Below are 24,443 nucleotides of genomic sequence, written 5' to 3'. Positions count from 1 at the left end.
CTCCCAGCACAGTGCATTGATCGCTCACCGGGCCTGGCGCATGGCCTGCGCCATTTCACCTCGCCCCCGCGCCTCCAGCGTGTCGGCGGCGCTGAGGCGATCGCGCGCTTCCTTGTTCTGGCTGAGCTTGACCTTGCCCACCAGCGAAGTGATGGCGATCTCGATGCCCACGATGTTGCGCAGCAGACTGTCGATGTACTCGGGCGCGGCGTCGCCCATCTTCCAGGGCTTGGGTTCGGCCGCCTCATGCCGCCGCGTCAGGCGCGCAACGATGCGGCGAACGAAACGCTCGTCATCGTGCACGGTGAGGGTGCCGTGCGCGTGCACCACTTCGTAGTTCCAGGTCGGCACCTGGCGGTGTGCCTCGTGCTTGCTCGGATACCAGTTGGGCGAGATGTAAGCCTCGGCGCCGCGAAACACGACCATCACCGGCGTGCCCGTCGGACAGCGCTGCCACAGCGGGTTGCCTCGCGCCACATGGGCCGTGAGCACGCCGTGCGGTCCCTCGTCGGCATCGAACTCGAACGGAATGTGGTCGGCGTCCAGTCCATCACTGCCGTGTGTGACCAGCATGCCCAGCGGGTGCGCACGGATGATGCGGCCGAGTTCCTCGGGTCGATTTTCAGCAAAGTGAGCAGGGATGTACATCGTCGGCAGGCGAATGAGAGAAGTACAGAATCCTCGCTACTCTCACTCATAACCGGCACAATGATAAGGTCCAGTTTTGATGATTTTTTATGTGCCAGTTTCACAGACCAACCGGCAACCGCCCTGGTGCCACCGGCGCTGGACGCCGCATCTACGATCTGCTACGCGCGCAGATCGCCGACGGCACGCTGCCACCGGGTGCTCGGGTGCCATCCACGCGCGCCCTGGCGGCCGAACTGGGGGTGTCGCGCACCACCGTCACCGCCGCCTACGAGCAACTCGCAGCCGAGGGTTTTCTCATTACGTCTCCAGGGCGGGTAGCGCGGGTCGCCGGCCGCCCGGTGGCGCCATCTGCACCACAAGAGGCGGTTGCAGGCAGGCGCGCCCAGTCCGCGCCAACCCTGTCCGACTTTGGGCGCCGCGTTGCGGGGATGGGCATGGTCGCACTGCCTCCCGCTGAACCCGCACGCTTCGACTTCCTGTATGGCGCGGTGGCTTCGCGGGACTTCCCTGCTTTGGCTTGGCGGCGCGCCTACCAGGCTGAGTTGCTGCGCCAGCAGCATCGCCTGTACTACGGTCCACCCGAAGGTGACGGGGCACTGCGACGTGCCTTACAGGGCTATCTGCGGCGCGCTCGGGGAATTGCCTGCGAGGTCGAGCAAATCCTTGTAGTGCACGGCTCGCAACAAGCCATCGACCTGTGTGCACGGCTGCTGCTGAATGCAGGTGACGGATTTGTCTTCGAGGACCCCGGCTATCTGATGGCACGGCGCTGTTTTGAAGCCACTGGTGCCCGTCTCCTGGCCAACCCTGTGGACGGGCACGGCTTGGACACACGTCATCTTCCCGAAGATGAGCGTGCCCGCCTGGCGTACGTGACACCGTCGCATCAGTTCCCGCTGGGTGGCGTGCTACCGATCAGCCGTCGTCTGGAATTGCTGCAGTGGGCGCAACGCCACGACGCTTGGATCATCGAGGACGACTACGATGGGGAGTTCCGCTACGGCCAGCGCCCGATCGACGCACTGCAATCGATCGACACCGATGGCCGCGTGATCTATATCGGCACCTTTTCCAAAGCGCTGTCACCGCAGCTGCGACTCGGCTACCTGGTGCTGCCGCCTGAGCTGGTGCCGGTGTTCCAGCAGGCCAAGCGGCTGGTCGACCGCCACGCGCCCGTGCTGGAGCAGCGCGCGCTGGCCTCATTGATCGACAGCGGCGCCTATGAACGCCATGTGCGGCGCATGCGTCGAGAAAACGAGCGACGCCGTGCGGCATTGCTGGACGCTATCGCGCGCCACCTGCCGGCTAACGTTCAAATCAGCGGTACGGCGGCTGGGCTGCATGTGGTGCTGTGGCTGCCTTTCCTGCTACCGCAGGACGAGTCCGCACTGGTGGCCGCTGCCCGCGACCAGGACGTGGGCGTCTACCCGGTGTCGCCGCTGTTTGCCAAGCCAGAGTTGCATTTGCAATCTCGGCCAGCTGGGTTGATCTTGGGATATGCCAGTCTGACGATCGAGCAGATTCAGCAGGGAATATTCACCTTGGCGTCGGTGATTGGGGAGATGGGCTCCAAGTGAGATGGCCATTGCAACGAGCTTCTCACTTATGGTTGTCGCGCCTATTTCCAACGTCGCTTCTCGGTTAGGACAACGACGGCTGCTTCTGTCCGAAAGCTGAAGGTATCTCGGTGCAGTTTATATCTCGGTCGCCAGCGGTAACCTTTCTCCAAACACAACCAGCCGTCTCCAACCCCGCACTAGCCAAGGAAGTGACCTCGCGAACGCTCGCGAGATCACCAGAGAAAAACAGAGAACAGAGAGGCCCGGAAGGGGAGAACCGGCCTATCGGCTGGGCTGCCGCTCGCGAACCCAAGGCGCGAAGCCGCGCTAGGACTGGCGCTGTGGGCAAGAAAAAAGTCCAACCGAGAGTGGTCGGGGCTAGGTGTAAATGGTGGTTCCATCTAGGACCCTTAATGGATTTATGTTTTTTGACTCAAGAAAGCCTGGTTCGACACTCGGGTGATGTTGCGCCACGTGATGCGCAAGGGAAGATCGCCCATGGTGCCCGGCTCAGTCAGGTCGTGGCGCTCGGCGTGCGTGGAGCGGCGGTGGTTACCAAAGACGACGACTGTTTCGTGCCCGTGACGAATCCCTCGCGAACAACGTCGCTGGACAGGGCACCACGCCCATCACTACCCGAACGCCACCCCCCTCTCCACTCCTTTAGGCGGTGATTCAACCCCAAGCCTGCCCCTAACCTATCAACTGTCGCAGCCAATGCGGGACATGCGCGGCGGGGTGCGCATGCACACTCCATATCCCGCAGCAATGCCAATCACCTCGCATGGGATGCAGGAGAATCAACGATGGGGATGCTAATCAGTATCGACAACGGCGGCACGCTGACGGATTTCTGCGTGGTCACCGATACGGCGGTGCATCATGCCAAGACGCTCACCACGCCGTATGACTTGAGCAAGTGCTTCTTCGAGGGGCTGCAGAAGGTCTCCGGTCGCGTCTATGGCAAGGAGGACGTGGGCCGGTTGCTGCGGGAGGCGGAGCACATCCGCTACTCGACCACGGTCGGCACCAACGCGTTGGTGGAGCGCAAGGGGCCGCGGCTGGGGGTGATCAGCACGCCGGACAGCGACGTGAATGCGCTGTCCGCCGGCGAGCACCACGCGCCGCTCTTCGCCGAGCTGGTCGGGGACCGGGTGCGCACGGTCGATGCGGCCCTCGACGCCGCGGCCTTCGATGCGGAGGTCATCAGGGCGGTGAATGAGCTCACCGCCGCCGGTGCCAGCCGGGTGGTGGTGAGCGTCGGCTCGAGCGACTTCAAGAGCGTGGAGGCGCGCATCAAGGCGATCATCCAGAAGCGCTTTCCGTCCCATCTGCTGGGCGCGATGCCGCTGCTGTGCGCCGCCGACCTCACCGACGATGCGCGCTTCGTGCGCCGCAGCTGGACGGCGCTGCTCAACGCCTTTCTCCATCCCGCCATGGAGCGCTTCCTCTACTCGGCGGACTACCGCCTCAAGTCCCAGAAGACCACCAACCCGCTGCTTGTCTTCCGCAACGACGGCGGCTCGGCGCGGGTGGCCAAGACCACGGCGGTGAAGACCTACAGCTCCGGTCCGCGGGGCGGAATGGAAGGCATCCGCGCCCTGGCGGACCACTACGGCTATCGCAAGGTGGTCTCCTATGACGTGGGCGGCACGACCACCGACATCGGCGTCGTCGAGAACGGCGAGATCCGCTGCTCCCGGCGCGGCCGATGCGAGGAGGTGGAGATCGCCTTCCCGCTGGCGGACGTCCATAGCGCCGGCGTCGGGGGCAGCTCCATCATCCGGGCCAACGGCAAGGGCATCGAGGTGGGGCCCCGGTCCGTCGGCGCGGTGCCCGGGCCGGCCTGCTTCGGCCGCGGCGGCAAGGACGCCACCATCACCGACGTGTATCTGCTCCAGGGCGTGCTGGACAAGGCGAGCTATTTCGGCGGCGACCTGGTCCTGGACGAGGAGCGGGCCCGGGCGAGCATCGAGCAGAACGTGGCCGCCCATGCCGGCTGGCACTTGAGTCAGGCGCTCCTGGAAATGGAGAACGCCTGGGTGGAGAAGATCGCGCAAGCGATCACCTATGCTGCCGGGCCACTGGACGGCGCGGTGCTCGCCGGCTTCGGCGGCGCGGGGGCGCTGGCGGCCACGGCCGTGGCCGACCGGCTGGATGTGAGAAGGGTGCTCATCCCGCGCCTGGCGGCCGTCTTCAGCGCCTACGGCATCAACTTCTCCGACGTGTCGCAGGAGTACCAGATGACGCTCGGCGCCAACACCGCCGAGGAGTTGCGGCACGCCTACTTCCACCTCGTGGAGCGGGCGCGACGGGACATGTTCGCCGAGGGCGCCAAGCTTTCCGACTGCACGATACGGGCGTCGTTGCTGCGCGAGCGCGGCGACGAGGAAGCGGTCTTCGATGTCGGCGATGCCGCCATGCTGCCGTGCGAGCTCGTGGCCTCGGATCGGGCGACGCTCTACCTGCGCGCCGTCAAGCCGGTGCGCAAGGCGCGCATCCCCAGCGTGCCGCTGGCGGAGCGGCACGATGCGAAGGCGTCCGCAAGCCGCAAGATCCTCGGCCACGACGGCGAGCGCATCACCGTGCCGCTGTATCGCGTCGAGGAGCTGGCGCCCGGCGCCACCGCCTGCGGGCCGGCGCTGGTGGAGGAGGCCTATTTCACCGGCAAGGTGGGCAAGGGGTGGATGTTCGAAATCACGGCGAGCAGCGACATCCTGCTGACGAAGGGCAACTGAGGAAGATTGAACATGAAGGTCAACATCACGGAATACCTGGGCATCGATCTCGAGACCGAGATGTGGTTCTGCCGTGCCTGCCAGCACGAGCTGATCCCGGCGCGGGACAACTACAAGCGCGGGCTGCTGGTCCATGACCGCGACCCGCAGGAGATTCATCCGCCCTTGATCGATCCGGAGAAATACGAATACACCTTCGCGCCGGATCCCGCCTATACCGCGCTGCTGGAGTACTACTGCCCCCACTGCGGCACCATGATCGAGACGGAATACCTGGTGCCGGGCCATCCGCCGGCCCGCGACATCGAGCTGGATCTGGAATCCCTGCGCGAGAAGGCGCAGAGCTGGGGCGGCGCAACTTCGCCGGCCGAGATTCCGGTGCATGCCCGGCCCAAGCACTGCCATGGGCACTGAGCAGATACACGAGGCGCGCAAATGAACAGGATCTCGGTAGACATCGGCGGCACCTTCACCGACTGCTTCGTCTCCCACAACGGCAAATATGTGCAGGCGAAGGCGCTGACGACCCATCACAATCTGGCCCTGGGCTTCAACGACGCCCTGGACGTGGCCTGCGGCGAGCTGGGCATCGATGTGCCGGAGCTGCTCGCCAATGCCGAATCGGTGCGCTACTCGACGACGCTGGGCACCAATGCCCTGATCGAGCGCAAGGGACCGCGCATCGGCCTGCTATGCACCGCGGGCTACGGCAGCATCGTGCCCATCTCGCGCGGGCGCGGCTACGGCGAAGGGCTGCCTTTCTCCCTGCAGCGCGATCTGCCGCGCGCCCGGCGTCCCGAGCCGCTGGTGCCCATCCCCATGATCCGCACGGTGCGTGAGCGCATCGGCTACAACGGCGAGGTGCTGCTGGCCCTCGATCAGGCGGGGGTGAGGGAGGCGCTGTGGGAATTGGTGGACCAAGGGGCGGAGACGATCGTGGTGATGCTGGCCAACAGCGTCGTCAATCCCGAGCACGAGCTGGCCGTCCAGTCCATCTTCCGCGAGGAGTATCCCGACTATCTGCTGGGCGCCATCCCCATGCTGCTGTCCCACCAGGTGGCCGGACGCAAGGGGGAGTACACCCGTGCCACCTCCACCATCGTGGACGGCTTCCTGCACAACGTCATGTACCACGGCCTCTCCTCGCTGGAGCTGAACCTGCGCGCCAACGGCTACACCCGGCCGATGCTGATCAACCACAACTCCGGCGGGCTGGCCCAGCTCAACTCCACCGACGCCCTGCAGACCGTGCATTCGGGCCCGGTGGCCGGCATCGCCGCCTCGGAGCTGCTGGCCGAGGAGGGGGAGCTGGGCAACGTGGTGGCCACCGACATGGGCGGCACCAGCTTCGACATCGGCATCGTCACCGCCGGCGGGGAGAAGCACTACGACTTCCACCCGGTGATCGACCGCTGGCTGGTGAGCGTGCCCATGGTGCATCTGGTCACCCTGGGTGCGGGCGGCGGCTCCATCGCCAGCTACGATCGTCTCTACGGCGCGGTGAAGATCGGGCCCGAGAGCGCCGGCTCGGACCCCGGCCCGGCCTGCTACGACCAGGGCGGCATGCGCGCCACCGTCACCGACGCGGACCTGCTGCTCGGCTACCTGGACCCGGAAAACTACGCCAACGGCCGCATCAGGCTCAATCCCGCGCGTTCCCGCTTCGCCATCGAGGAGACCCTCGGCGACGATCTCGACATGGATGTCATCGGCATCGCCAAGATCATCAAGGAGACGGTGGACCACAACATGGCCAACGGCATCGCCACCGAGCTGCGCTCCCGCGGCTATGCGCCCGAGGACTTCACCATCCTCGCCTACGGCGGCAACGGCCCACTGCACTGCTGCGGCATCGCCAACGCCCTGGGCGTCTCCAAGGTGCTGGCGCCGCCCTTCAGCTCGGTCTTCTCCGCGCTGGGCGCCGGCAACGTGGACCAGCTGCACATCCACGAGAAATCCACCTACACGGTGCTGTTCCACACCGGTCTGAAGGCGCTGCTCAACGACTACGAACGCCTCAACTCCACCATCGAGGACCTGGAGCGGCGGGGCAGGGAGGACCTGGTGCGGCAGGGCGTCGATCCGAAGAACGTCGCCCACCGGCTCGAGTTCGACATGCGCTACGGCAATCAGCGCGTGGAAACGGCGGTCGCCACCGACCTCAGGCGCATCAACTCGGCCCACGACGTGCTGACGCTGATCCGGCAGTTTCACCAGCGTTACGGCGAGCGCTTCGGCGAGGGCAGCCAGGCCACGGAGTCGGGCGTGCGCATCAACACCATCCGGGTGACGAGCTATGTGCCGCTGGACAAGGTGGACTTCAAGAACATCAAGCCGCTGGAGCGGAAGGTGACGGCGGACAGCGTCGGCGAGCGCCTCTGCCACTACGTCGGCCACGACGGGCCGCTGATGACGCGGGTATACGACGAGGCGGCGCTCGAGCCCGGATCGTTCATCGAAGGGCCGGCGGTGGTGACGACGCGGGCGACGACCTACCTGGTGGAGCCGGGATGGACCTTCCATGCCTCTAACTACGGGGCGGTGTGGTTCGAGCGCAGTCAGGGACGAAGCGCTGAGTGACCGTCATTCCCGCGGAAGCGGGAATCCAGAAGCGTACGCAGAACCCTGGGTTCCCGCTTCCGCGGGAACGACGGAATCGCGGGACACGAAGAATCTCAAGGAGCAAGACAATGGATCTCTCAAACGGAAATGCCGGCAAACTCTCCGTCGCCGACCAGGAGCTGGTCAATCAATTCCTCATCGAGAACCAGCTGTTCTACGCGCCCGACGACGAAATCATGCGCAACCACAGCATCTCGCCCCGCTCGCCGGCCGAGGAACGGCTGCTGAGCAGCGGCGAGCTCGATCTCCATCGCATCAGCCTGGTGCGCGATCGCTTGAGCTCCGCCCTGCAGGAGACCTTCAACATGGTGGAGCAGATGGGCGTGGCTCCCGGCGCCAAATGGGGTGATCTGGTGTCCGCCGTATTCACCGCCTCGGGCGATCTTTCCCAGGTGGGACCCCACGGCATCGTGCCCTTCGCCGCTGTCTGCCACTATCCGGTGAAGTTCATCCTCAAGTACTGGAAGAACGATCCGACGGTGGGCGTGCGCGAGGGCGACGGCTTCATCCACAACGACTCCCGCTACGGCAACATCCACAACACCGACCAGAGCATGCTCATCCCGCTGTTCTACAAGGGGGAGCTGGTGTGCTGGCTGGGATCCACCATCCACGAGGGCGAGAACGGCGCCATCGAACCCGGCGGTATGCCGTCCATCGCCGAGTCGAAGTTCGACGAGGGGCTGAAGATGTGCCCCTTCAAGGTGGTGGAGAACTTCGAGCTCAAGCGCGACCTGGTCAACTTCCTGCAGAACTCGGTGCGCGATCCCAAGCTGCAGCTGGCCGACATGAAGGTGAAGCTGCACGCCGTGCTGCGCCTGCGCGAGCGGGTGCTGGCCATCATCGAGGAGTTCGGCAAGGACTACCTCATCGCCACCCTGCGCAAGACTCTCGAGGATACGGAGGCGGAAGTGCGGCGCCGTGTCGCCGAGCTGCCGGACGGCACCTGCCGCATCAACACCTGGATCGACGGCGACCTGCGCGAGCACATCCTGGCGAAGTTCCCGCTGGCCATCACCGTCAAGGGCGACCGGATGATTTGGGATCTGCGCGGCGCCAGCCCCGAGCTGTCGAACCGCTCCATCAACTCGGCGCTGGCCTCGGTCAAGGCCTGCCTGCTGACCAACCTGGTGCTCTACGTGTGGCCCGATCTGCCGGCCAACCAGGGCGTGCTGAGCCCCATCGAGGTGCTCACCGACCGCAACTCGCTCATCGACGCATCCGTCGATGCGCCCAACGCCATGAGCCTGATCCCCATCTTCCGCGCGCTGTCCACGCCCGGCATGGTGCTGGCGAAGTTCGCCTACTGCCTGCCCAAGCGCTACACCGCCATCAACGCCAACCACTACAACCAGCCGGCGACTTTCGTCTATGGTGGCCTGACCCAGCACCTGGAGGTGACTGGCAACTTCTGCGCCGACATCAATGGCAACGGCGGTGGGGCGCGCGAGAACATGGACGGCGAGCATTCGCTGTCGCCGGTATTCGGCTACATGTCCGACACCGGCGAGTTCGAGGTGGCGGAGGAGGAGCTGCCCTACGTGCGCCTGGTGGCGCAGGAGCTGGCGAAGGACCGGGTGGGCTGGGGCAAGTACCGCGGCGGCATGGGCTACGAGCAGGTCTCCACCGTCAAGGGCACCGACAACTTCGGCTTCATGACCGGCCAGTGCGGCGGCAAGCATCCGTCGGCCTACGGGCTGTTCGGTGGCTACGGCTGCCCCGCCTACCCGCTGGCCAAGATCAAGGGCATCAACATCTTCGACATCCTGAAGAGCCAGCCGGAACTGTTCAAGTTCAGCATGGTGGAGCTGATGAACGAGCAGGCCATCCCCGGCGCCAAATACATCATGCAGGACGCCGGCATGAACTTCGAGCAATGCCACGAGGGCGAGATTTACATGATCTGCCAGGGCGCTGGCGGCGGCTACGGCGACGTGCTGGAGCGCTCGCCCGCCTTGGTCATGAAGGATGTGGAGGAGAAGCTGGTCTCGCCCGAGCTGGCGAGCCGCATCTACAAGGTGGTGTTCGATCCCCAGACCCTGGCGGTGGACGAGGATGCCACCCGCGCCGCCCGCGATGCCGAACGCCAGGCGCGCAAGGCCCGCGGTATTCCCTACGACACTTTTGTCGCCCAGTGGGTGAAGGACGAGCCGCCGAAGGAATTGCCCTACTTCGGCAGTTGGGGCAACGACAGCGAGATCTATGCGACGCCGCCCGGGGGCGAACGGGTGGTCATGAAGGCCAGCGAGCTGCGCGGGGTGAGGATCTCCAATCCCAAGGATCGTCGTATCGCCGCCCTGGAAGCGCAGCTGGAAGCGCTCAGGAAGGAAATGGCGGGGGCCTGAGGCCGTGCATGCCCGGCCATGGGGCGCTGCCCATGGCCGGTATTGATCCCTTTGTCGGCTGAGAAAACACCATGAACGCCAACACTGTACGTGTCGAATGGGATGCCATAGGCATTTCCGCATCGTTGGTCTGTCTGCTCCACTGCCTCGGCCTGCCTTTCCTGATTGCGGCGCTGCCGGCCTTCGCATCCGTACTGCCGGGCAGCGAGGCGACTCACCAGATTCTGGCCATCGGGCTGGTCATCCCTGCTGCACTGGCCGCCTTGCCGGGCTATTGCCTGCATCGCCGATTGGCGCCGCTGCTGCTGATCGTCGGCGGCGTGGCGCAGATCGGGTTCGCCGCCTTCGTCGCTCATGCGATGTTCGGCGAGGAGTGGGAGATGCCGGTGACGGTGGCCGGCAGCCTGTGCTTGGTCATCGGCCATCTCCTCAATCGGAGCTTTTGCCTACGTTGTCCGGAATGCAGTACCGGCCGTGCCTGTGAGGCCCGGCCGGCATGAACGGCCGGCTTTCCGGCCGGCTTGCTTTCGCTAATGCATCGGGGGAGAACAGATGTTTCCGAAGAGAATGAAAGCAGCACGCTTTGTTGGAAAGGGTCGCCTGGTTCTCGACGAGATTCCCATCCCCGAGGTGGGGCCGCTGGACGCTCTCGTCCGCATCACCATGACGACGATCTGCGGCACCGACGTCCATATCCTCAAGGGTGAGCTGCCGGTGGAAAAGGAAGGCGTGGTCTTTGGCCATGAGCCCATCGGTGTCATCGAAAAACTCGGCTCCTGTGTCAAAGACTACACGGAAGGGCAGCGGGTAGTCGTGCCGGCACTCACGCCCAGCGGCTACGGTTATGGCTCGCTTTGTGGTTGCGGTGCGCAGGACGGCGGCCATGCGAAGCATGGCTTGAAGGTGGCGGGCGGCTGGCAGTTCGGCAACAGCATGGATGGCTCACAGGCTGAATATCTCCTGGTGCCCAACGCCATGGTCAACCTGGCGCCGATTCCGGACGGCCTGACCGACGAGCAGGTGCTCATGTGCCCGGACATCATGTCGACCGGCTTCTCAGCCTCCGAGCGGGCGAAGGTCGGCATCGGCGACACGGTGGCCGTCTTCGCCTGCGGTCCGGTCGGCCTGTGCGCCATTGCAGGGGCCAAGCTGAAAGGGGCTACGACCATCATCGCGGTAGATTCGGTGCCGTCCCGCATGGAAATGGCAAAGCGCATGGGGGCCGACATCGTGGTGAATTACAAGGAGGTCGATCCGGTCGCGGAAATCGCAAGCCTGACCGATGGTCGAGGGGTCGATGTTGCCATCGAGGCGCTGGGCACCCAGGTCACCTTTGAGAACGCTCTGCGGGTGCTGCGTCCGGGCGGCACATTGTCCAGCCTCGGTGTTTATTCCGGCAACCTCGTGATTCCGGTGGACGCCTTCGCGGCCGGTGTCGGCGACCACAAGATCATCACGACGCTGTGCCCGGGCGGAAAGGAGCGCATGCGCCGCATGATCAATGTTGTGCAGTCGGGGCGGGTCGACATGACGCCACTGATCACCCATCGCTTCAGACTGGACGATATTGAAAAGGCGTATGAGGTGTTCGGCAACCAGCGCGATGGCGTCATCAAGGTCGCCATCTTGCCTTGAGCGGCTATATTGGAAATGAATATCCCATGGTTAAGGTGAGCATTCCTTAATCCGAATTCCGGAAGACGGCCATCTCGCCGGGCCGCGCTGCAGCGACGTGCCCGTCTACCTCATGCGCGTTTCCGAGTTCAACGCCTCCATGGCGCCCAACGGGGTCATGCAGGTCTGGAGCGGTTTGCTGCCGCGCCGAGAACGAGGCGCAGCTGGCCTACGTGCTCGGACACGAGCTGGGCGACTACCTGCGCCGGCACACCCTCCAGGCGTGGCGCGACGTACGGCGCAAATCCGATCTGTCCACGTACTTCGGCCTGTTGAGTGGCATGGCCGGCGCGCCGGGCTATGTCCAGGACGTCGCGCAGCTCGCCACCCTTGGCAGCATCTTAAGTTCTCTCGGGATGCCGAGCGGGAGGCGGACGAGATTGGTTTCGATCTTGCCACCGCGGCGGGCTACGACGCGCGCGAGGCGGCCAAGCTCTGGCAGGCGCTGCTGCGGGAAAGGGATCAGGAAGAGCTCTACCGCCTTCGCGGCAAGCCGGGGGACGACGAGCAGGCCAAGGCGGCATACCGCAAAGCGCTGCCGTACGCCGACGTTTCTGCCGAAGCCTACCGCGCCCTCGGCCTGCTGGCCTTGAAATCCGGTGAAAGGCAGGAGGCGCGGCGGCTCCTGGGGCGCTACCTGGAGCTCGAGCCCGATGCCGAGGACCGGGCGATGGTGCGCAGCTATCTGGAGCGCTCCCCATGACGACCGCGATGCCTCGGCATGCCGCAGCGCTCATGGTTCTCGCTTTGTCGGCGGGGTGCGCCGCCCCGAACGGGACGAAACCCGGGCGCGTCGGACTGGGCGATCCATACACCGTGGATCCGCAAATTGCGTGGAGCCGGTTCCGGCGCGGCAACATCGAGACCTGGACCGCTGACGGTCCCGCGTTGCAAGCGCTTTACTTCATCAAAGGGATCCGCAAGGGCGCGCCGCTGGAGGCGGCCGCGAGGGACCAGAGGCAGCGGCCGCTGTTCAGCCCGGAAATGACCCCGCACGAAATCATGGAGTTCACGCTCGACAGCCTGGCACACGCCGGATACACGCAGCTGCAGGCGCACAACCTGCGGCCCGCCGACTTCGGCCGGCTGCCCGGTTTTCGCTTCGAACCCGATTTCCTGTACCGCGACGGGCTCGAAGGGCGGGGCTCGTTGCGGGCGCAGTGATCGCGCAGCGGCTGCAGCTGATCATGTACCTGGGCACGCGCGAGCACTATTATGGGAAACACCTGGAGGACGTGGCGAGGATCATCCGGTCGATTGACGTTGGCGGGTAGGCGGCTGCGGCGCAGGACGCCGCTCAAAATGCAAGGAGAGGCCTTCTCGGGAACCCGATCCGCCCCTGCCTCACGGCTCATCCAGCAACCGCAACCGCCGCGCCTCGGCGATGGCCTGGCCGCGACGGGCCACGCCCAGCTTGCAGAAGATCGCCTTCAGGTACCACTTCACCGTATCGACGCTGATGCCCAGCGCGCGGGCGATTTCCTTGTTGGAACGGCCCTGGTCGAGGAAGCGGATGATGTCGATCTCGCGCCGTTTCAGGCTGTCGTCGAACGGGGCGCGGGTGCGGGCGCCGTATTCCGTTGAAGTTGCGGGTGCTCGCGAGGCGACGAGCAAGGGCAGTCCGCGGTCCGGGTGGCGGCTGGTGGTGACCAGCAGATTGGCCGAGGCGCCGAACTCCGGCAGCCCGCCGGCGGCCGCCTGATGGCGGCGCGCCTTCTCGCGCAGGCGTTCCAGGATCACCACCACGCGCGGTCCCTCGTCGAGGAAGGTGCGGATGATGCCGCGCGGGACCGCGTCGGCGACGGTGCGCGCCAGCGTCTCCTCCGCGTCCGCCCCCTGGCCGGCCACATCCAGGGCAATGGCCAGCAGGACATTGATGGCGACCTCATGGTACTTGCGCCCGCTGTCCTGGGCGCGGCGCGACTGGGTGCGCAGGATGGTCACCGCCTGTTCCGGATATCCCTGTTCGCACAGCAGCCGCGCCCGGGCCATCTCCCGGTAGTCCCAGATCTGGGCAGCGATGCCGGCGACGGGGGGCTCCGCGCCGGCGAAACGCCCGTCGAAGTCGGCTAGGGTACGTTCCGCCCCACGGATGTCTCCGACCAGTAGGCTGAGCCGCACGCGCTCGCCGGCCACCGCCATGGCCAGGCGGTCGAGGCGCAGATGCCGGGCCGTATCCTCGCCCTCCTGCAGGATAGCGCTGGCCTCGGCGTAGTCGCCCTTCTGCACCATAAGCCGGCAGGTGGAGATGAAGGTCGCCAGATAGAAGTCCACCACGCCGCCCTCGAATCCCAGGATGCGGCTTTCCTGCAGGAGCTGCTCTGTCTCCTCCAGCTCGTTGGCTTCGTACTTCAGTTGCCCGAGCAGGGCGCCGGCGAGCCGGGCGGCGTGGGATTGCCGGCCGGCGGTGTCCCGGGCCAGCACCAGCGCGTCGAGAAAGTGCTTCTTGCCCAGCGCCAGGTCGCCGGCCCAGCAGGCGGCGATGCCGGAGAAGCAGCGGCCATAGACGCCGCTGAACAGCCCCTGGGCGCGGTCCTGGTAGTCGCGTGCCCAGGTCTGCAGCGGTGCCACCTTGTCGAACTGGTAGGTGTGGATGTGGCGGTAGGTCAGGATGTTGGCCGCCACGCCGACGACCCAGGGCGAATAGATGGCGCTTTCGTTGAGGCAGGGCCTCACCATGGTCTCCACGTCGTCGATGCGGTCAGCATAGACGCCGTTGCAGGCGCGGATGACGTTGGCCTCGCCGAGGAGCAGCTTCTGCGTCTGCGGGGGTTGCGTCGACGCCACGCGGATCACGTGGGCCAGCGCCTCCTCGGATTCGTGCGGGTGGTGGGTGAGGCAGTGGGCCCAGGCGACGGCGGTCTGCAGGATGGGCCGGTCGAACAGCCGGGCCTGGGGCAGCTGCGCCACCAGGCCGAGCAGGGTGGACATGTAGCTGTTCTGCATCAGTGCCATGGCGTCCTTCTCCACCAGGGCGATGGCCCGCTCCACCTCATCTGCCGCCAGGGCGTGGGCCAGCGCCTCCGCCGTCTGGCCGTGGGCGGCGAACCAGTCGGAGGCGGCGAGATGCAGCTTGGGCATCAGGCCGGGGTGCTCCCTTTCCAGCCGGCGCTGCAGGAAGCGGGCGAACAGGTGGTGGTAGCGGAACCACTGCCGCTCCTCATCGAGCGGCAGCAGGAACAGCTCCTGCCGCTCCAGCGCATCCAGGAACTGGGCGCTGGCCGCCTCGCCGGTGACGGCGCGGCAGAGCTCGCCGGAGAGCCGTCCGAGGATGCTCGTCTTGAGCATGAAGTCGACGAGGTCCTTCGGCAGGCTGTCCAGCACGTTCTCGGCGAGATATTCGCCGATATCGTGGGGCGTGCCCGCCACCCAGCGCAGGATGCGATCCCGGTCGCCGGCGCTGCGCAGGGAGATCGAGGCGAGCTGCAGCGCGGCGACCCAGCCCTCGGTGCTGCGCCACAGGACCTCCAGGTCCTCGGCGCCCAGCTGCAGCGCCTTCGCGTCCGAGAGGAAGGTGCTCGATTCCGTGTAGTCGAAGCGCAGGTCCGCGGCATTGATCTCCACCAACTCGTTCTGCACCCGCAGGCGCGCCAGAGGAATGCCGGCCCGGCTGCGGCTGGTCACCACCAAGTGGAAATTGGGCGGCACGCGCGAGAGGAACAGCTCCAGGGCCTGGTGGATCTTGGGCTCATGGATCAGGTGCCAGTCGTCGAGGAACAGTACGAACTCCTTGTCATAGAGCTCGAACTCGTTGATGAGGTCCCCCAGCACGAACTCGGCGGCGTTGCCGGGATTGGACTCGATCACCTCCGTGAGGCCCGCGCCGATGTCCGGCTCGGCGGCGCGGATCGCCTCGACGACGTAGGCGAGGAAACGCTCCAGGTCGTTATCGGCGGCATCGATGGCCAGCCAGGCGACCGTGATGCCCGTGGCGTGAAGCCGGTCGTGCCACTGCGCGGCTAGCGTCGTCTTGCCGAAGCCGGCAGGCGCGTGGATCAACGCCAGCTTGCGCGACAGGGTGTGGCCGAGGATCTCCATCAGCCGCGGGCGCTCGATCAGGTTCGCCTTGTTGGTGGGCGGGCGCAGTTTGGTGGTGACGAAGAGCTTCTGGCGGACTGGGGTGGCGCTCTGGGTGGGTGGATTATCTGTCGCGGGCACCGGGCGCAGTTGCTTGGGTACGGATTTGGTCATGGCGGGTCCCCGAGCGCTGCCCGTTTTGGGAAAAGCGGCGCAGCATTGGCTTGTCTGTCTCCAATATCGTTTGTCTTGTGAGTCACTCCGGCCTGAAGGCCGGAGCATCCTCGCCACACATCGGGGGATCGATGCTGCTGCGTTGCAGCACCGTGGCGCGGATCACGTTTGTAGTTTATGCCCAAATGTTTCCAAAGTCCTGCCGCCCGGCGCCACTACCCGACTGTCCCCCCATCGGTTGCGCCCCTTCTACCCGCGCGAGTGGTGAAACCCCTTCCCAAGGAAAAGTAGAGTTCAGACAGAAGCAACGTAGGATGGCAGTGAGCGGAGCAAGCAGATGAATCGAGTCATGACCGGGCAGGTGCTGGAACAGGAAACCCGAACCTTCCGCGGCAGCGGCGGCGTCAGCGCCGAGAACCGCAGCCATGGTTTCCAACCCGCGTTCCACGACACCCAGACCGACATCGTCTACCTCTCCCGCTTCGCGGACGGGCGACAGGCGCCCTGTCATCTGCTGGATGGCCTGCCCGACGAGCTCGTGGTGGCGCGCGACGCCGCCGGTCGCGTGGCGGCGATCAAGGCTTCCGTCACCTCGGGCTTCGTGCGCGACGGACGCTTTTATACCCGGGAGGAGGCGGCACGGCAGGTCAGCGCGGAATGCGTCGCTGCTGCGTGACGAGAGGCGAGATGGAAAGCGTCCTCTCGCGCAGCCGTCGCGCATTCCTGCGGCGATCGCTACGCCGGATCGCCGGCGCCGGACTGCTGTCCTCCCCCTGGGCCGCCTTCATGCGAACGGAATCGGTCGCCAGCGCCTATGCCGTCTATGACGACGGCCGCGGTCGGGTTCGTGATGGACGAAACGCCTATTGGTCATGGACCACGGTGCATGCCTTCAACGGCAGACCAAGCGCATGACGCGTATCGAGCAGGTTTGGGAAGTGGCGGGCGGGCACGCCATGAAGGTCAATGACCCGGGCGTGTATGAGGACTACCTCACGCCGTCGGCACTGCAGCGGCTGGGGAGTTGAAGGAGTGAAAGAGAACATGGGAACCACGATTCAGGATTTCACAATGAACGCCCGGCCTGCGCTGTGGCTGGACTTCTACGACTACGCGGCGACGCTGCTGGAGAACGGCAGCGTTCCGTGGCTCGATCAGGCGCGCTTCTCGGCTTTCCACGGCAGGGCCCAGGCGCTGCTGAAATCCGGTGTGGTTCACCTGCCGGTGGAGCCCATTGCCGACGCACTGCTCGCCGCGAATCCCGCCCTGGTGGACGCGATGAGGGCCAAATCCAGGACGGGCTATCCGTTGCGGCGCCTGCTGGAGGAGCCGGCCCTGCGCGAGGCGGTCGCCCGGCTGCTGGAACCGCTGCGCGCGGCCAATGCCGATCGGCCGCTGGCGCTGATGGTGCCGTCGCCGCGGCGCTGGCTTGCGCTCGCCTACCGGGCGGCCCGCGGCCAGGCCCTGGCGGCGGAGGTCGCCGGCAACGGCGACGAGATCGGCGCGGCGGCGGTGTATGTCGCCGACTTCCTGCGGGCATTTGCAGACTGCGGCCTCGATGCAGTGGTGCTCGTCGAATCGCCCGGCCAGGCGCCCGCCAGCGCGCAGGAGCTTTCCTGGTACGACCCGGTCATCAACAAGGCGCACCACTACCGTTGGGAAGTGGGGCTGCTCGATGCCAGCCCGCAGGAGCCGGTGAGCGCGGGCGGCGTAGATTTCCACATCGCGCCGACCCTGCCGGAGGGCATGGCGGGCGGCATCATGCTCGGCCCCGACTTCTGGATGGGGACGCGCCCCCCGGCGCCCGGCGCCGGCTGCTTCCATTACGCGGTGGTGCCCGCCGCTGCGGTGCCGGAAACGGTGCTGCAACGCCTTACGGAGATGGCCTGAATGCCGACGCGAGTGAACGAGTTGCCGCCGGTCAAGGAAGGGGATTTGCTGTGGACACCCTCGCCGGAGCGGGTGGCAGGCTCCGCCATGATGCACTTCATGCGCTGGGTCGAGCGCGAGCGCGGGCTCCGCTTCGACGGCGACTACGAAACCCTGCGCCGCTGGTCGGTGGACCATCTGGAGGAATTCTGGGGCGATTGCTGGCGGTACTTCGACGTCATGTCTGACACGCCCTTTTGCAGCGTGCTGTCGTCGTCCGCGATGCCCGGTGCGACGTGGTTCGAAGGCGCCACGATCAACTATGCGGAGCACCTGCTGCGGCCGGGCGCCGCGGACGAGACGGCGATCGTCCATCTCTCGGAGCTGCGCGAGGCGGCAGGCACTTCGCGGGAGGCGCTGCGCGCCGCGGTCCGAATCATGGCGAGCCGGCTGCGCGAACTCGGCATCGGTCCCGGCGATCGGGTGGTGTCCTACATGCCCAATGTCATCGAGACCGTCATCGCCTTTCTGGCGACGGCTGCCGTGGGTGCGGTATGGTCGTCGGCGGCGCCCGAGTTCGGCGTGCAGACGGTGCTGGACCGCTTCGCCCAGATCGAGCCGAAGCTGGTGTTTGCGGCGGACGGTTACCGCTTCGGCGGCAAGGACTTCGACCGCAGCGACGAGGTGCGCCGCATTGTCGCCTCGCTGCCCGGCGTGGAGCACGTCATTTGGCTGCCCTACCTGAATCCCACGGCCGCGGCGCCGATCGCGGGGGCGCAGCGCTGGTCCGAGGTGATGGCGGGGACGGATCCCGGGCCGGAGGAATTTTCCTTCGCTCGCGTGCCCCCCGATCATCCGCTGTGGATCGTCTACTCGTCCGGCACCACCGGGCTGCCCAAGCCCATCGTCCATGGCCACGTGGGCGCGCTGCTGGAGGCCTGCGTGCTGCTGCGCCTGCATTCCGACCTGGGGCCCGGCAAGCGCATGTTCTTCTACACCACCACCGGCTGGATCATGTGGAACATCACCGTGGCGGCGCTGGTGACCGGCGCCTCCATCGTGCTCTACGACGGCCATCCCTCCCAGCCGCAACCGGACCTGCTGTGGAAGATGGCCGCCGAGCAGGAAGTCACCCTGTTCGGCGCCAGCCCGACCTATGTGCAGATGATGCAGAAAGCTGGACTCCGACCCAAAGAGACTTTCGACCTGACCAGGCTCGACACCGTGATGCTGACCGGATCGCCCGCCACGCCTGAAACCTTCGCCTGGTTCTATCGCGACGTGAAGGATGACCTGTGGATCGCTTCCGTCAGCGGCGGCACCGACATTGCCGGCGGCTTCGTCGGCTCCTCGCCGACGCTTCCGGTCTACGCCGGCGAGATCCAGTGCCGCATGCTGGGCAAGGACATCCAAGCCTGGAACGATGCCGGCAAACCGCTCATCGACGAGATCGGCGAGCTGGTCTGCACCAATCCGATTCCCTCCATGCCGGTGTACTTCTGGGGTGATGCGGAAAACGCCCGCTACCGCGAGTCCTACTTCGACCACTTCCCCGGCGTCTGGCGCCACGGCGACTTTCTCAAGATCAACGCGCGCGGCGGCTGCCACATCTACGGCCGCTCGGATTCGACCCTCAACCGCTACGGCGTGCGCATCGGCACCGCGGAGATCTATCGCGTCGTGGAGCAGGTCGAGGGTGTCGTGGACAGCCTGATCGTCTGCTGCGACCTGGAGGACGGAAAGTTCTTCATGCCCATGTTCCTCGTCCTCAGGGACGGCGTGGTGATGGACGAGGCGTTGCGAAGACGGATCGAGTCACGCTTGCGCAGCGACTGCTCGCCGCGCCACGTGCCCGACAGCTTCTATGCGGTGGACGCCATTCCCTACACGCTGACCGGCAAGAAGATGGAAGTCCCGGTGCGCAAGATCCTCATGGGCTGGCCGGCGGAGAAGGCGGCCAACCGGGATGCCATGCGCAATCCGCAGGCCCTGGAGTATTTCGTCCGCTTCGCGCGGGAGTGCCCGGACTACGAAGCGCCCGGGCGCCGGTAACCGTTTCCAACAAGACAGGAGCAAGGAAAATGTCGCAACGGGAAGTCCTGCTGGTGGGCGCCGCCCGCACGGCGATCGGCAGCTTCGGCGGATCACTCAAGGACGTGCCGCTGACCGGCCTCGCCACTACCGTGGTGCGGGCGGCGCTCGAACGTTCCGGCATCGATGCGGCCGAGGTGGGCCAGGTCGTCCTCGGCAACGTCATCCCCACCGAGCCGAACGATGCCTACCTGAGCCGCGTCGCGGCCCTCGACGCCGGCATACCCAACCCGGTATCCGCCTACAACGTCAATCGCCTTTGCGGATCGGGCCTGCAGGCGATCCTCTGCGCCGCCCAGGCGATCCTTCTGGGGGAGACTGATGTCGCCGTCGGCGGCGGCGCCGAGTCCATGAGCCGCAGTCCCTATCTGCTGCCCGCCGCACGCTGGGGCGCACGCATGGGCACGGCCGAGATGGTCGACTACATGGCGAGCGCCCTCCATGATCCGTGGCACAAGATTCACATGGGCATCACCGCGGAGAATGTCGCGGAACGCCATGGCATCACGCGCGCCATGCAGGACGAACTGGCACTGGAAAGCCAGCGCCGGGCCGCCCGGGCGATCGCCGAAGGGCGCTTCAGGGAGCAGATCGTGCCGGTGGAGGTTCCCACGCGCAAGGGGCCGGTTCTGTTCGATACCGATGAGCACGTCCGCGCGGACGTGACGGCCGAACAGCTGGCGAAGATGAATCCGGTATTCAAGAAGGACGGTCGGGTGACGGCGGGCAACGCCTCCGGCATCAACGACGGTGCGGCCGCCGTGGTGCTGATGGAGGCACGGCGCGCTAGCGCGCTGGGGCTGCGGCCGCTGGCGCGCCTGGTGTCCTGGGGCCACGCCGGCGTCGAGCCGGCGTACATGGGCATCGGCCCGGTGCCGGCCACGCGCTTGGCCTTGCAGCGCGCGGGGCTCAGCGTGGACGATCTGGACGTCATCGAGTCCAACGAGGCCTTCGCCGCCCAGGCTTGCGCTGTGACGCGCGAGCTGGGGCTGGATCCGGCGAAGGTGAACCCGAACGGCTCCGGCATCTCCCTCGGCCATCCTTTGGGCGCCACCGGCGCCATCAATACCGTCAAGGCGATTCATGAGCTGCTGCGCACTGGGGAGCGCTACGCGTTGGTAACCATGTGCATCGGCGGCGGGCAGGGCATCGCTGCAGTCTTCGAGCGAGTCTGATCGCGATTGCGCGGGTGGAGGCGATGAGCATGCAGAAGATCGGCGTGATCGGCGCCGGGACGATGGGCTGCGGCATCGCGCAAGCGTGCGCGCTGACCGGGCTGGATGTGATGCTGGTCGATGTCTCCGAGGGGCTCTTTTGAAAGGCGAGTGGGTCAAGCGTCATGCTGATTGACTTTTCCGAAGTCCAGCTTGCCGGCAAGGAGGAAGACGACGGCGCGGATGGTGGAGAAGCCCGCATAGCCGCGGGCCTTGCGCTTGGTGGCCTAGAAGAGGCGTTGAAGGCCTCCAGGAAGCCGTTGGTCTGGCGGATGCGGGTCCAGTCGAACTCGACAATGCTGGCTGCGATTTTGGTCACCTGGGCGTCGGAGTGCGTGCGCGGGTTGCGGGCGTAGGGGATCAGCGTCTCGGCCTTGGATGCCGATATTGGCAACTAGTTGCTGCCAATGGAAACTGGTTGTCAATTTCTTCTTCTCGGTCGACCCATGCGAACACAGGCAGCTGAGTTGCTGACCGAAATCATCCTCGCCGTCTTTCGGACGAACGGTCGTCTGCTGAGCGCCGGCCTGAACGCAGGATTGAGTCTATAAACTGCTGTAAATCGGATGGCGAGTAGCCACCGCTTCGGTTCGGTACGATGACGTTATCGAGACGTTGATCAACCGAAGGAGAGAAGCGATGGCTGGATATGAGGTTAGCGTAGGCAAGGATTTGTTGCCAGGGCTGTGGGGTGGCCAATTCTGCCGGGGATTGCCCGGCAATGAGACCTTCGATCATCCGCTTGGCCGAGACGCCGTTGATATCCGAAACGACCCCACCGCTTGATGCCGGCATCATCGAGGAGCTTGTGCATCCGGTTCTTCTCCCCAGCCAGCACCCCGGACAGTTTCTTCCGGTAGCGCGATACCAGGCGCAACTCCCGCAAATCCTTGGGCGGGATGAAGCTGCCGCGCACCAGGCCGAAGCGCCCCAACTGGGCCAGCCATTCGGAATCAGCGATGTCGGTCTTGCGCCCCGGCACGTGCTTGACGAGGTGGGCATTGACCACCCAGGCCAAGATGCCCGCCGCTTCCAGATGTGCAAAGACACTCTTCTAGTAAATCCCCGTGCTCTCCAGGAGCGCCAACTCGACCTTGAAGGCCAAGAGTCAAGCGATCAGCCGGCACGGTCGACGCTGCGCGCCTGCGCCTGCCAGCTCTCCAGCCCATCGCGCACGGCGCTGATCTCGAGGGTCACGCGATCGCCCGCGGCACCGGCGTCCGCGGCGGCCTCGGCCACCGTCCAGGTCCAGGTGTTGCCGGTGAGGCCGGTCTCACTGCGCGCCAAGGTGCCGTTGCGATCCCGAACATCAGTCGGCCGTCTTGACCATACCTATTAGTCGGTTTAGCATCAAAAAAACCAACCAATCGGTATGCAACCACCATGGCCCTGGATGCCTACACCGGCAGCTGCCACTGCGGCGCCGTGCGTTTCGAAGTCGAGGCCGATCTCGAGGCCGGCACGGTGCGCTGCAACTGCTCTATCTGCGCCAAGACCCGCTTCTGGCTGGCTTTCGTGCCGACAGCGCAGTTCCGTTTGCTGCAGGGCGAAGAGCATCTCGCCGACTACCGCTTCGGTGCGGGCCGCATCCGACACCGCTTCTGCACCCGTTGCGGCGTCAAGCCCTTCGGTCAGACCACCGATGGGCAGGGTGTGGCGATCAACGTCGCCTGCCTCGAGGGGCTGGCGCCCGAGCGCCTGGCCGCGCTGCCGGTGACCTACGTGGACGGCGCGCACGACCGCTGGGACGCGGCACCTGCGGTGACGGCCCACCTATGAGCCAGGCCGCCCCCACCGCCCGCGGGCAGGAGTCGCGTCAGCGTATCTTGGAGGCTGCGCTCGGCGTGTTCCGCACCAAGGGCTACACCGCGACGACGGTGGACGATCTGTGCGCGGCCGCCGGCGTCACCAAGGGCAGCTTCTTCCACCACTTCGACAGCAAGGAAGCGGCCGCGCTGGCCGCGATCGCGCACTGGAACGACACCACCGGCACGCTGTTCGCCACCGCCCCGTACTGGCGGGTCGAGGATCCGCGCGAGCGCCTGCTCGCCTATCTCGACTTCCGCGCCGAGCTGGTGCGCGGGGCGATGCCCGAGTTCACCTGCCTGCTCGGCACCTTGGTGCAGGAGACCTTCGCCAGCCACCCAGCGCTGCAAGCCGCCTGCGGCGCCGGCATCGAGGCGCATGCGCAAACCCTCGTGCCGACGATCGAAGCGGCCAAGGCGAAGTACGCCCCGGATGCCGAGTGGAGCGCCGAGAGCCTGGCGCGCCACACCCAGGCCGTGCTGCAAGGCGGCTTCGTGCTCGCAAAAGCCATGAACAACCCGCAGGCCGCGCTCGACGCGATCGCGCATCTGAAGCGCTACGTGCAGGCGCTGCTTCCCCTTCCATCCACCCAGCGCAAGAGGAGATGAGCGCCATGCCCTACACCCTGACCCAAGTTCGCGTGTTTCGCGCCCCGGCCGAGCGCCTCTGGCGCGCGCTGACCGAACCGGCCGCCATCGTCAAATGGAACCCGCCCGACGGCTTCGTGGCCGAGGTGCACGAGTGCGACCTGCGCGTGGGCGGCCACTACCGCATGAGCTTCATCAACCTGGGTAACGGCCAGCGCCACAGCTTCGGGGGCAGCTATCGCGAGATCGTGCCGAACGAGAGGCTCGTCGCCACCGACCGCTTTGAGGATGACCAGCTGCCCGGTGAAATGCTCACCACCTACACCCTGCGCGCCGTGTCCGTCGGCACCGAGTTGACGGTGGAGCAGGCCGGGCTGCCCGATGCCATCCCGGCCGAGGCCTGCCGCTTGGGCTGGCAGCAGTCCTTCGATCTGCTCACCCGCCTGGTGGAGGCGGAGATTCCCTCATGAAGCCCCTCCTTCCCTGTCTGGCCTTTGCCAACGCCGAGCAGACCGAACAGGCGGTCCGCACCTATATCGAGCTCTTCCGCGCCGTGTTCGGCCAGGCGGGGGAGTTGGCGCGCAGCACGTTCTCGCAGGCCGAGATCGACACCGTGAAGCAGCTACACGGCCTGCCGAGCGAGCAACTGCCGGGGCCGGCCGGTGCGGTCAAGACCATTCGCTTCCAGCTCAACGGCATGGAACTCCTGGCGCTCAACGGCGGCGGCTATTTCGGCAAGTTCCACGAGAGCTTCTCGCTTTACGTGAACTGTGACACCCAGGCGCAAATCGATCGCTTACACGAAGCCCTGTCCGAAGGGGGCCAGGTGCAGCCCTGCGGCTGGGTCAAGGACCGCTTCGGCGTGTCCTGGCAGATCGTCCCGGAGTTCGTGCTGGCCATCGACGAAGGCCCCGACCGTGCCGCCGCCGAGCGGATGAACGTGGCGATCCTTGGCATGACCAAGTTAGATCGCCACTCAGTGCTTCGCTTCAGCAACCTTGGCCCCGATGCGCCGCATTCTCGTGGGTGAGAATCCTACGGTGAATGGTTGGCTATTCCAGGACAGCTGGTGCCGCGGAGCACGCTATCGTGCAAA

22 protein-coding genes and 2 pseudogenes are annotated in these 24,443 nt (G+C 65.9%); 19 read left to right on the top strand and 5 right to left on the bottom strand.

The window, feature by feature from the left end:
• Positions 1-24: 24 nt before the first annotated feature.
• Complete coding sequence (locus tag VNJ47_09940) at positions 25-648, bottom strand: FMN-binding negative transcriptional regulator (GenBank protein HXG29149.1); 624 nt, start codon at positions 646-648, stop codon at positions 25-27.
• An 89-nt stretch (positions 649-737) separates the two neighbouring features.
• On the opposite strand from VNJ47_09940, the gene VNJ47_09935 reads away from it, so the two are divergent.
• The 9 genes from VNJ47_09935 to VNJ47_09895 all read left to right on the top strand — a co-directional run bounded on the left by VNJ47_09935 (position 738) and on the right by VNJ47_09895 (position 12,753).
• Complete coding sequence (locus tag VNJ47_09935) at positions 738-2,228, top strand: PLP-dependent aminotransferase family protein (protein ID HXG29148.1); 1,491 nt, start codon at positions 738-740, stop codon at positions 2,226-2,228.
• A 788-nt stretch (positions 2,229-3,016) separates the two neighbouring features.
• Positions 3,017-4,948, top strand: a complete 1,932-nt coding sequence (locus VNJ47_09930) for a hydantoinase/oxoprolinase family protein (GenBank protein ID HXG29147.1) — start codon at positions 3,017-3,019, stop codon at positions 4,946-4,948.
• 12 nt (positions 4,949-4,960) lie between these two features.
• Entirely contained in the window at positions 4,961-5,362 is a 402-nt protein-coding gene (locus VNJ47_09925; GenBank protein HXG29146.1) for an acetone carboxylase subunit gamma, read from the top strand.
• 21 nt (positions 5,363-5,383) lie between these two features.
• Complete coding sequence (locus VNJ47_09920) at positions 5,384-7,528, top strand: hydantoinase/oxoprolinase family protein (GenBank protein HXG29145.1); 2,145 nt, start codon at positions 5,384-5,386, stop codon at positions 7,526-7,528.
• Positions 7,529-7,638: 110 nt separating this feature from the next.
• On the top strand, positions 7,639-9,915 hold the full coding sequence (locus VNJ47_09915; GenBank protein ID HXG29144.1) for a hydantoinase B/oxoprolinase family protein: 2,277 nt from the start codon (positions 7,639-7,641) through the stop codon (positions 9,913-9,915).
• Positions 9,916-9,986: 71 nt separating this feature from the next.
• A complete protein-coding gene (locus tag VNJ47_09910) occupies positions 9,987-10,415 on the top strand; it encodes a MerC domain-containing protein (protein ID HXG29143.1) in 429 nt (142 codons plus the stop codon).
• A 52-nt stretch (positions 10,416-10,467) separates the two neighbouring features.
• Positions 10,468-11,550 (top strand): NAD(P)-dependent alcohol dehydrogenase, encoded by a 1,083-nt coding sequence (locus VNJ47_09905; GenBank protein HXG29142.1) that lies wholly within the window; start codon positions 10,468-10,470, stop codon positions 11,548-11,550.
• Between the two features lie 262 nt (positions 11,551-11,812).
• The gene (locus tag VNJ47_09900) at positions 11,813-12,292 is read left to right on the top strand and encodes a M48 family metalloprotease (protein ID HXG29141.1); all 480 of its coding nucleotides are present in this window, start codon (positions 11,813-11,815) and stop codon (positions 12,290-12,292) included.
• Positions 12,289-12,753, top strand: a complete 465-nt coding sequence (locus VNJ47_09895) for a hypothetical protein (protein ID HXG29140.1) — start codon at positions 12,289-12,291, stop codon at positions 12,751-12,753. The genes VNJ47_09900 and VNJ47_09895 overlap by 4 nt, the downstream gene beginning before the upstream one ends.
• Positions 12,754-12,933: 180 nt before the next feature.
• Here VNJ47_09895 and VNJ47_09890 read toward each other — a convergent pair whose 3' ends face one another.
• Positions 12,934-15,780 (bottom strand): LuxR C-terminal-related transcriptional regulator, encoded by a 2,847-nt coding sequence (locus tag VNJ47_09890; GenBank protein ID HXG29139.1) that lies wholly within the window; start codon positions 15,778-15,780, stop codon positions 12,934-12,936.
• A gap of 337 nt (positions 15,781-16,117) precedes the next feature.
• Here VNJ47_09890 and VNJ47_09885 point away from each other — a divergent pair, with 337 nt between their 5' ends.
• The 6 genes from VNJ47_09885 to VNJ47_09860 all read left to right on the top strand — a co-directional run bounded on the left by VNJ47_09885 (position 16,118) and on the right by VNJ47_09860 (position 21,058).
• On the top strand, positions 16,118-16,456 hold the full coding sequence (locus tag VNJ47_09885) for a hypothetical protein (protein ID HXG29138.1): 339 nt from the start codon (positions 16,118-16,120) through the stop codon (positions 16,454-16,456).
• Between the two features lie 11 nt (positions 16,457-16,467).
• Positions 16,468-16,695 (top strand): hypothetical protein, encoded by a 228-nt coding sequence (locus tag VNJ47_09880; protein ID HXG29137.1) that lies wholly within the window; start codon positions 16,468-16,470, stop codon positions 16,693-16,695.
• Positions 16,696-16,812: 117 nt separating this feature from the next.
• On the top strand, positions 16,813-17,670 hold the full coding sequence (locus tag VNJ47_09875; GenBank protein ID HXG29136.1) for a hypothetical protein: 858 nt from the start codon (positions 16,813-16,815) through the stop codon (positions 17,668-17,670).
• Entirely contained in the window at positions 17,671-19,701 is a 2,031-nt protein-coding gene (locus VNJ47_09870; GenBank protein HXG29135.1) for an acetoacetate--CoA ligase, read from the top strand.
• Between the two features lie 29 nt (positions 19,702-19,730).
• Positions 19,731-20,915 (top strand): acetyl-CoA C-acyltransferase family protein, encoded by a 1,185-nt coding sequence (locus VNJ47_09865; GenBank protein HXG29134.1) that lies wholly within the window; start codon positions 19,731-19,733, stop codon positions 20,913-20,915.
• Between the two features lie 29 nt (positions 20,916-20,944).
• A complete protein-coding gene (locus tag VNJ47_09860; protein HXG29133.1) occupies positions 20,945-21,058 on the top strand; it encodes a 3-hydroxyacyl-CoA dehydrogenase NAD-binding domain-containing protein in 114 nt (37 codons plus the stop codon).
• Between the two features lie 12 nt (positions 21,059-21,070).
• On the opposite strand, the pseudogene VNJ47_09855 reads toward VNJ47_09860, so the two are convergent.
• The 3 genes and pseudogenes from VNJ47_09855 to VNJ47_09845 all read right to left on the bottom strand — a co-directional run bounded on the left by VNJ47_09855 (position 21,071) and on the right by VNJ47_09845 (position 22,241).
• Positions 21,071-21,237, bottom strand: a pseudogene (locus VNJ47_09855) (ISL3 family transposase).
• A 431-nt stretch (positions 21,238-21,668) separates the two neighbouring features.
• Positions 21,669-22,035: pseudogene (locus VNJ47_09850) on the bottom strand (transposase).
• Between the two features lie 35 nt (positions 22,036-22,070).
• Complete coding sequence (locus VNJ47_09845; GenBank protein ID HXG29132.1) at positions 22,071-22,241, bottom strand: hypothetical protein; 171 nt, start codon at positions 22,239-22,241, stop codon at positions 22,071-22,073.
• Positions 22,242-22,337: 96 nt separating this feature from the next.
• On the opposite strand from VNJ47_09845, the gene VNJ47_09840 reads away from it, so the two are divergent.
• From VNJ47_09840 to VNJ47_09825, 4 genes are read left to right on the top strand one after another with little or no spacing between them, the layout of a single operon-like run.
• Complete coding sequence (locus VNJ47_09840) at positions 22,338-22,733, top strand: GFA family protein (GenBank protein ID HXG29131.1); 396 nt, start codon at positions 22,338-22,340, stop codon at positions 22,731-22,733.
• Entirely contained in the window at positions 22,730-23,368 is a 639-nt protein-coding gene (locus tag VNJ47_09835) for a TetR/AcrR family transcriptional regulator (protein HXG29130.1), read from the top strand. The genes VNJ47_09840 and VNJ47_09835 overlap by 4 nt, the downstream gene beginning before the upstream one ends.
• Positions 23,369-23,373: 5 nt before the next feature.
• Entirely contained in the window at positions 23,374-23,817 is a 444-nt protein-coding gene (locus VNJ47_09830; GenBank protein HXG29129.1) for an SRPBCC family protein, read from the top strand.
• Complete coding sequence (locus VNJ47_09825; GenBank protein ID HXG29128.1) at positions 23,814-24,377, top strand: VOC family protein; 564 nt, start codon at positions 23,814-23,816, stop codon at positions 24,375-24,377. Before VNJ47_09830 ends, VNJ47_09825 begins: the two co-directional genes overlap by 4 nt.
• Positions 24,378-24,443 lie beyond the last annotated feature (66 nt).

Source organism: Nevskiales bacterium (assembly GCA_035574475.1).
In the GTDB taxonomy this organism is placed as follows: domain Bacteria; phylum Pseudomonadota; class Gammaproteobacteria; order Nevskiales; family DATLYR01; genus DATLYR01.
This window is presented reverse-complemented; position numbering and strand designations above follow the sequence as displayed.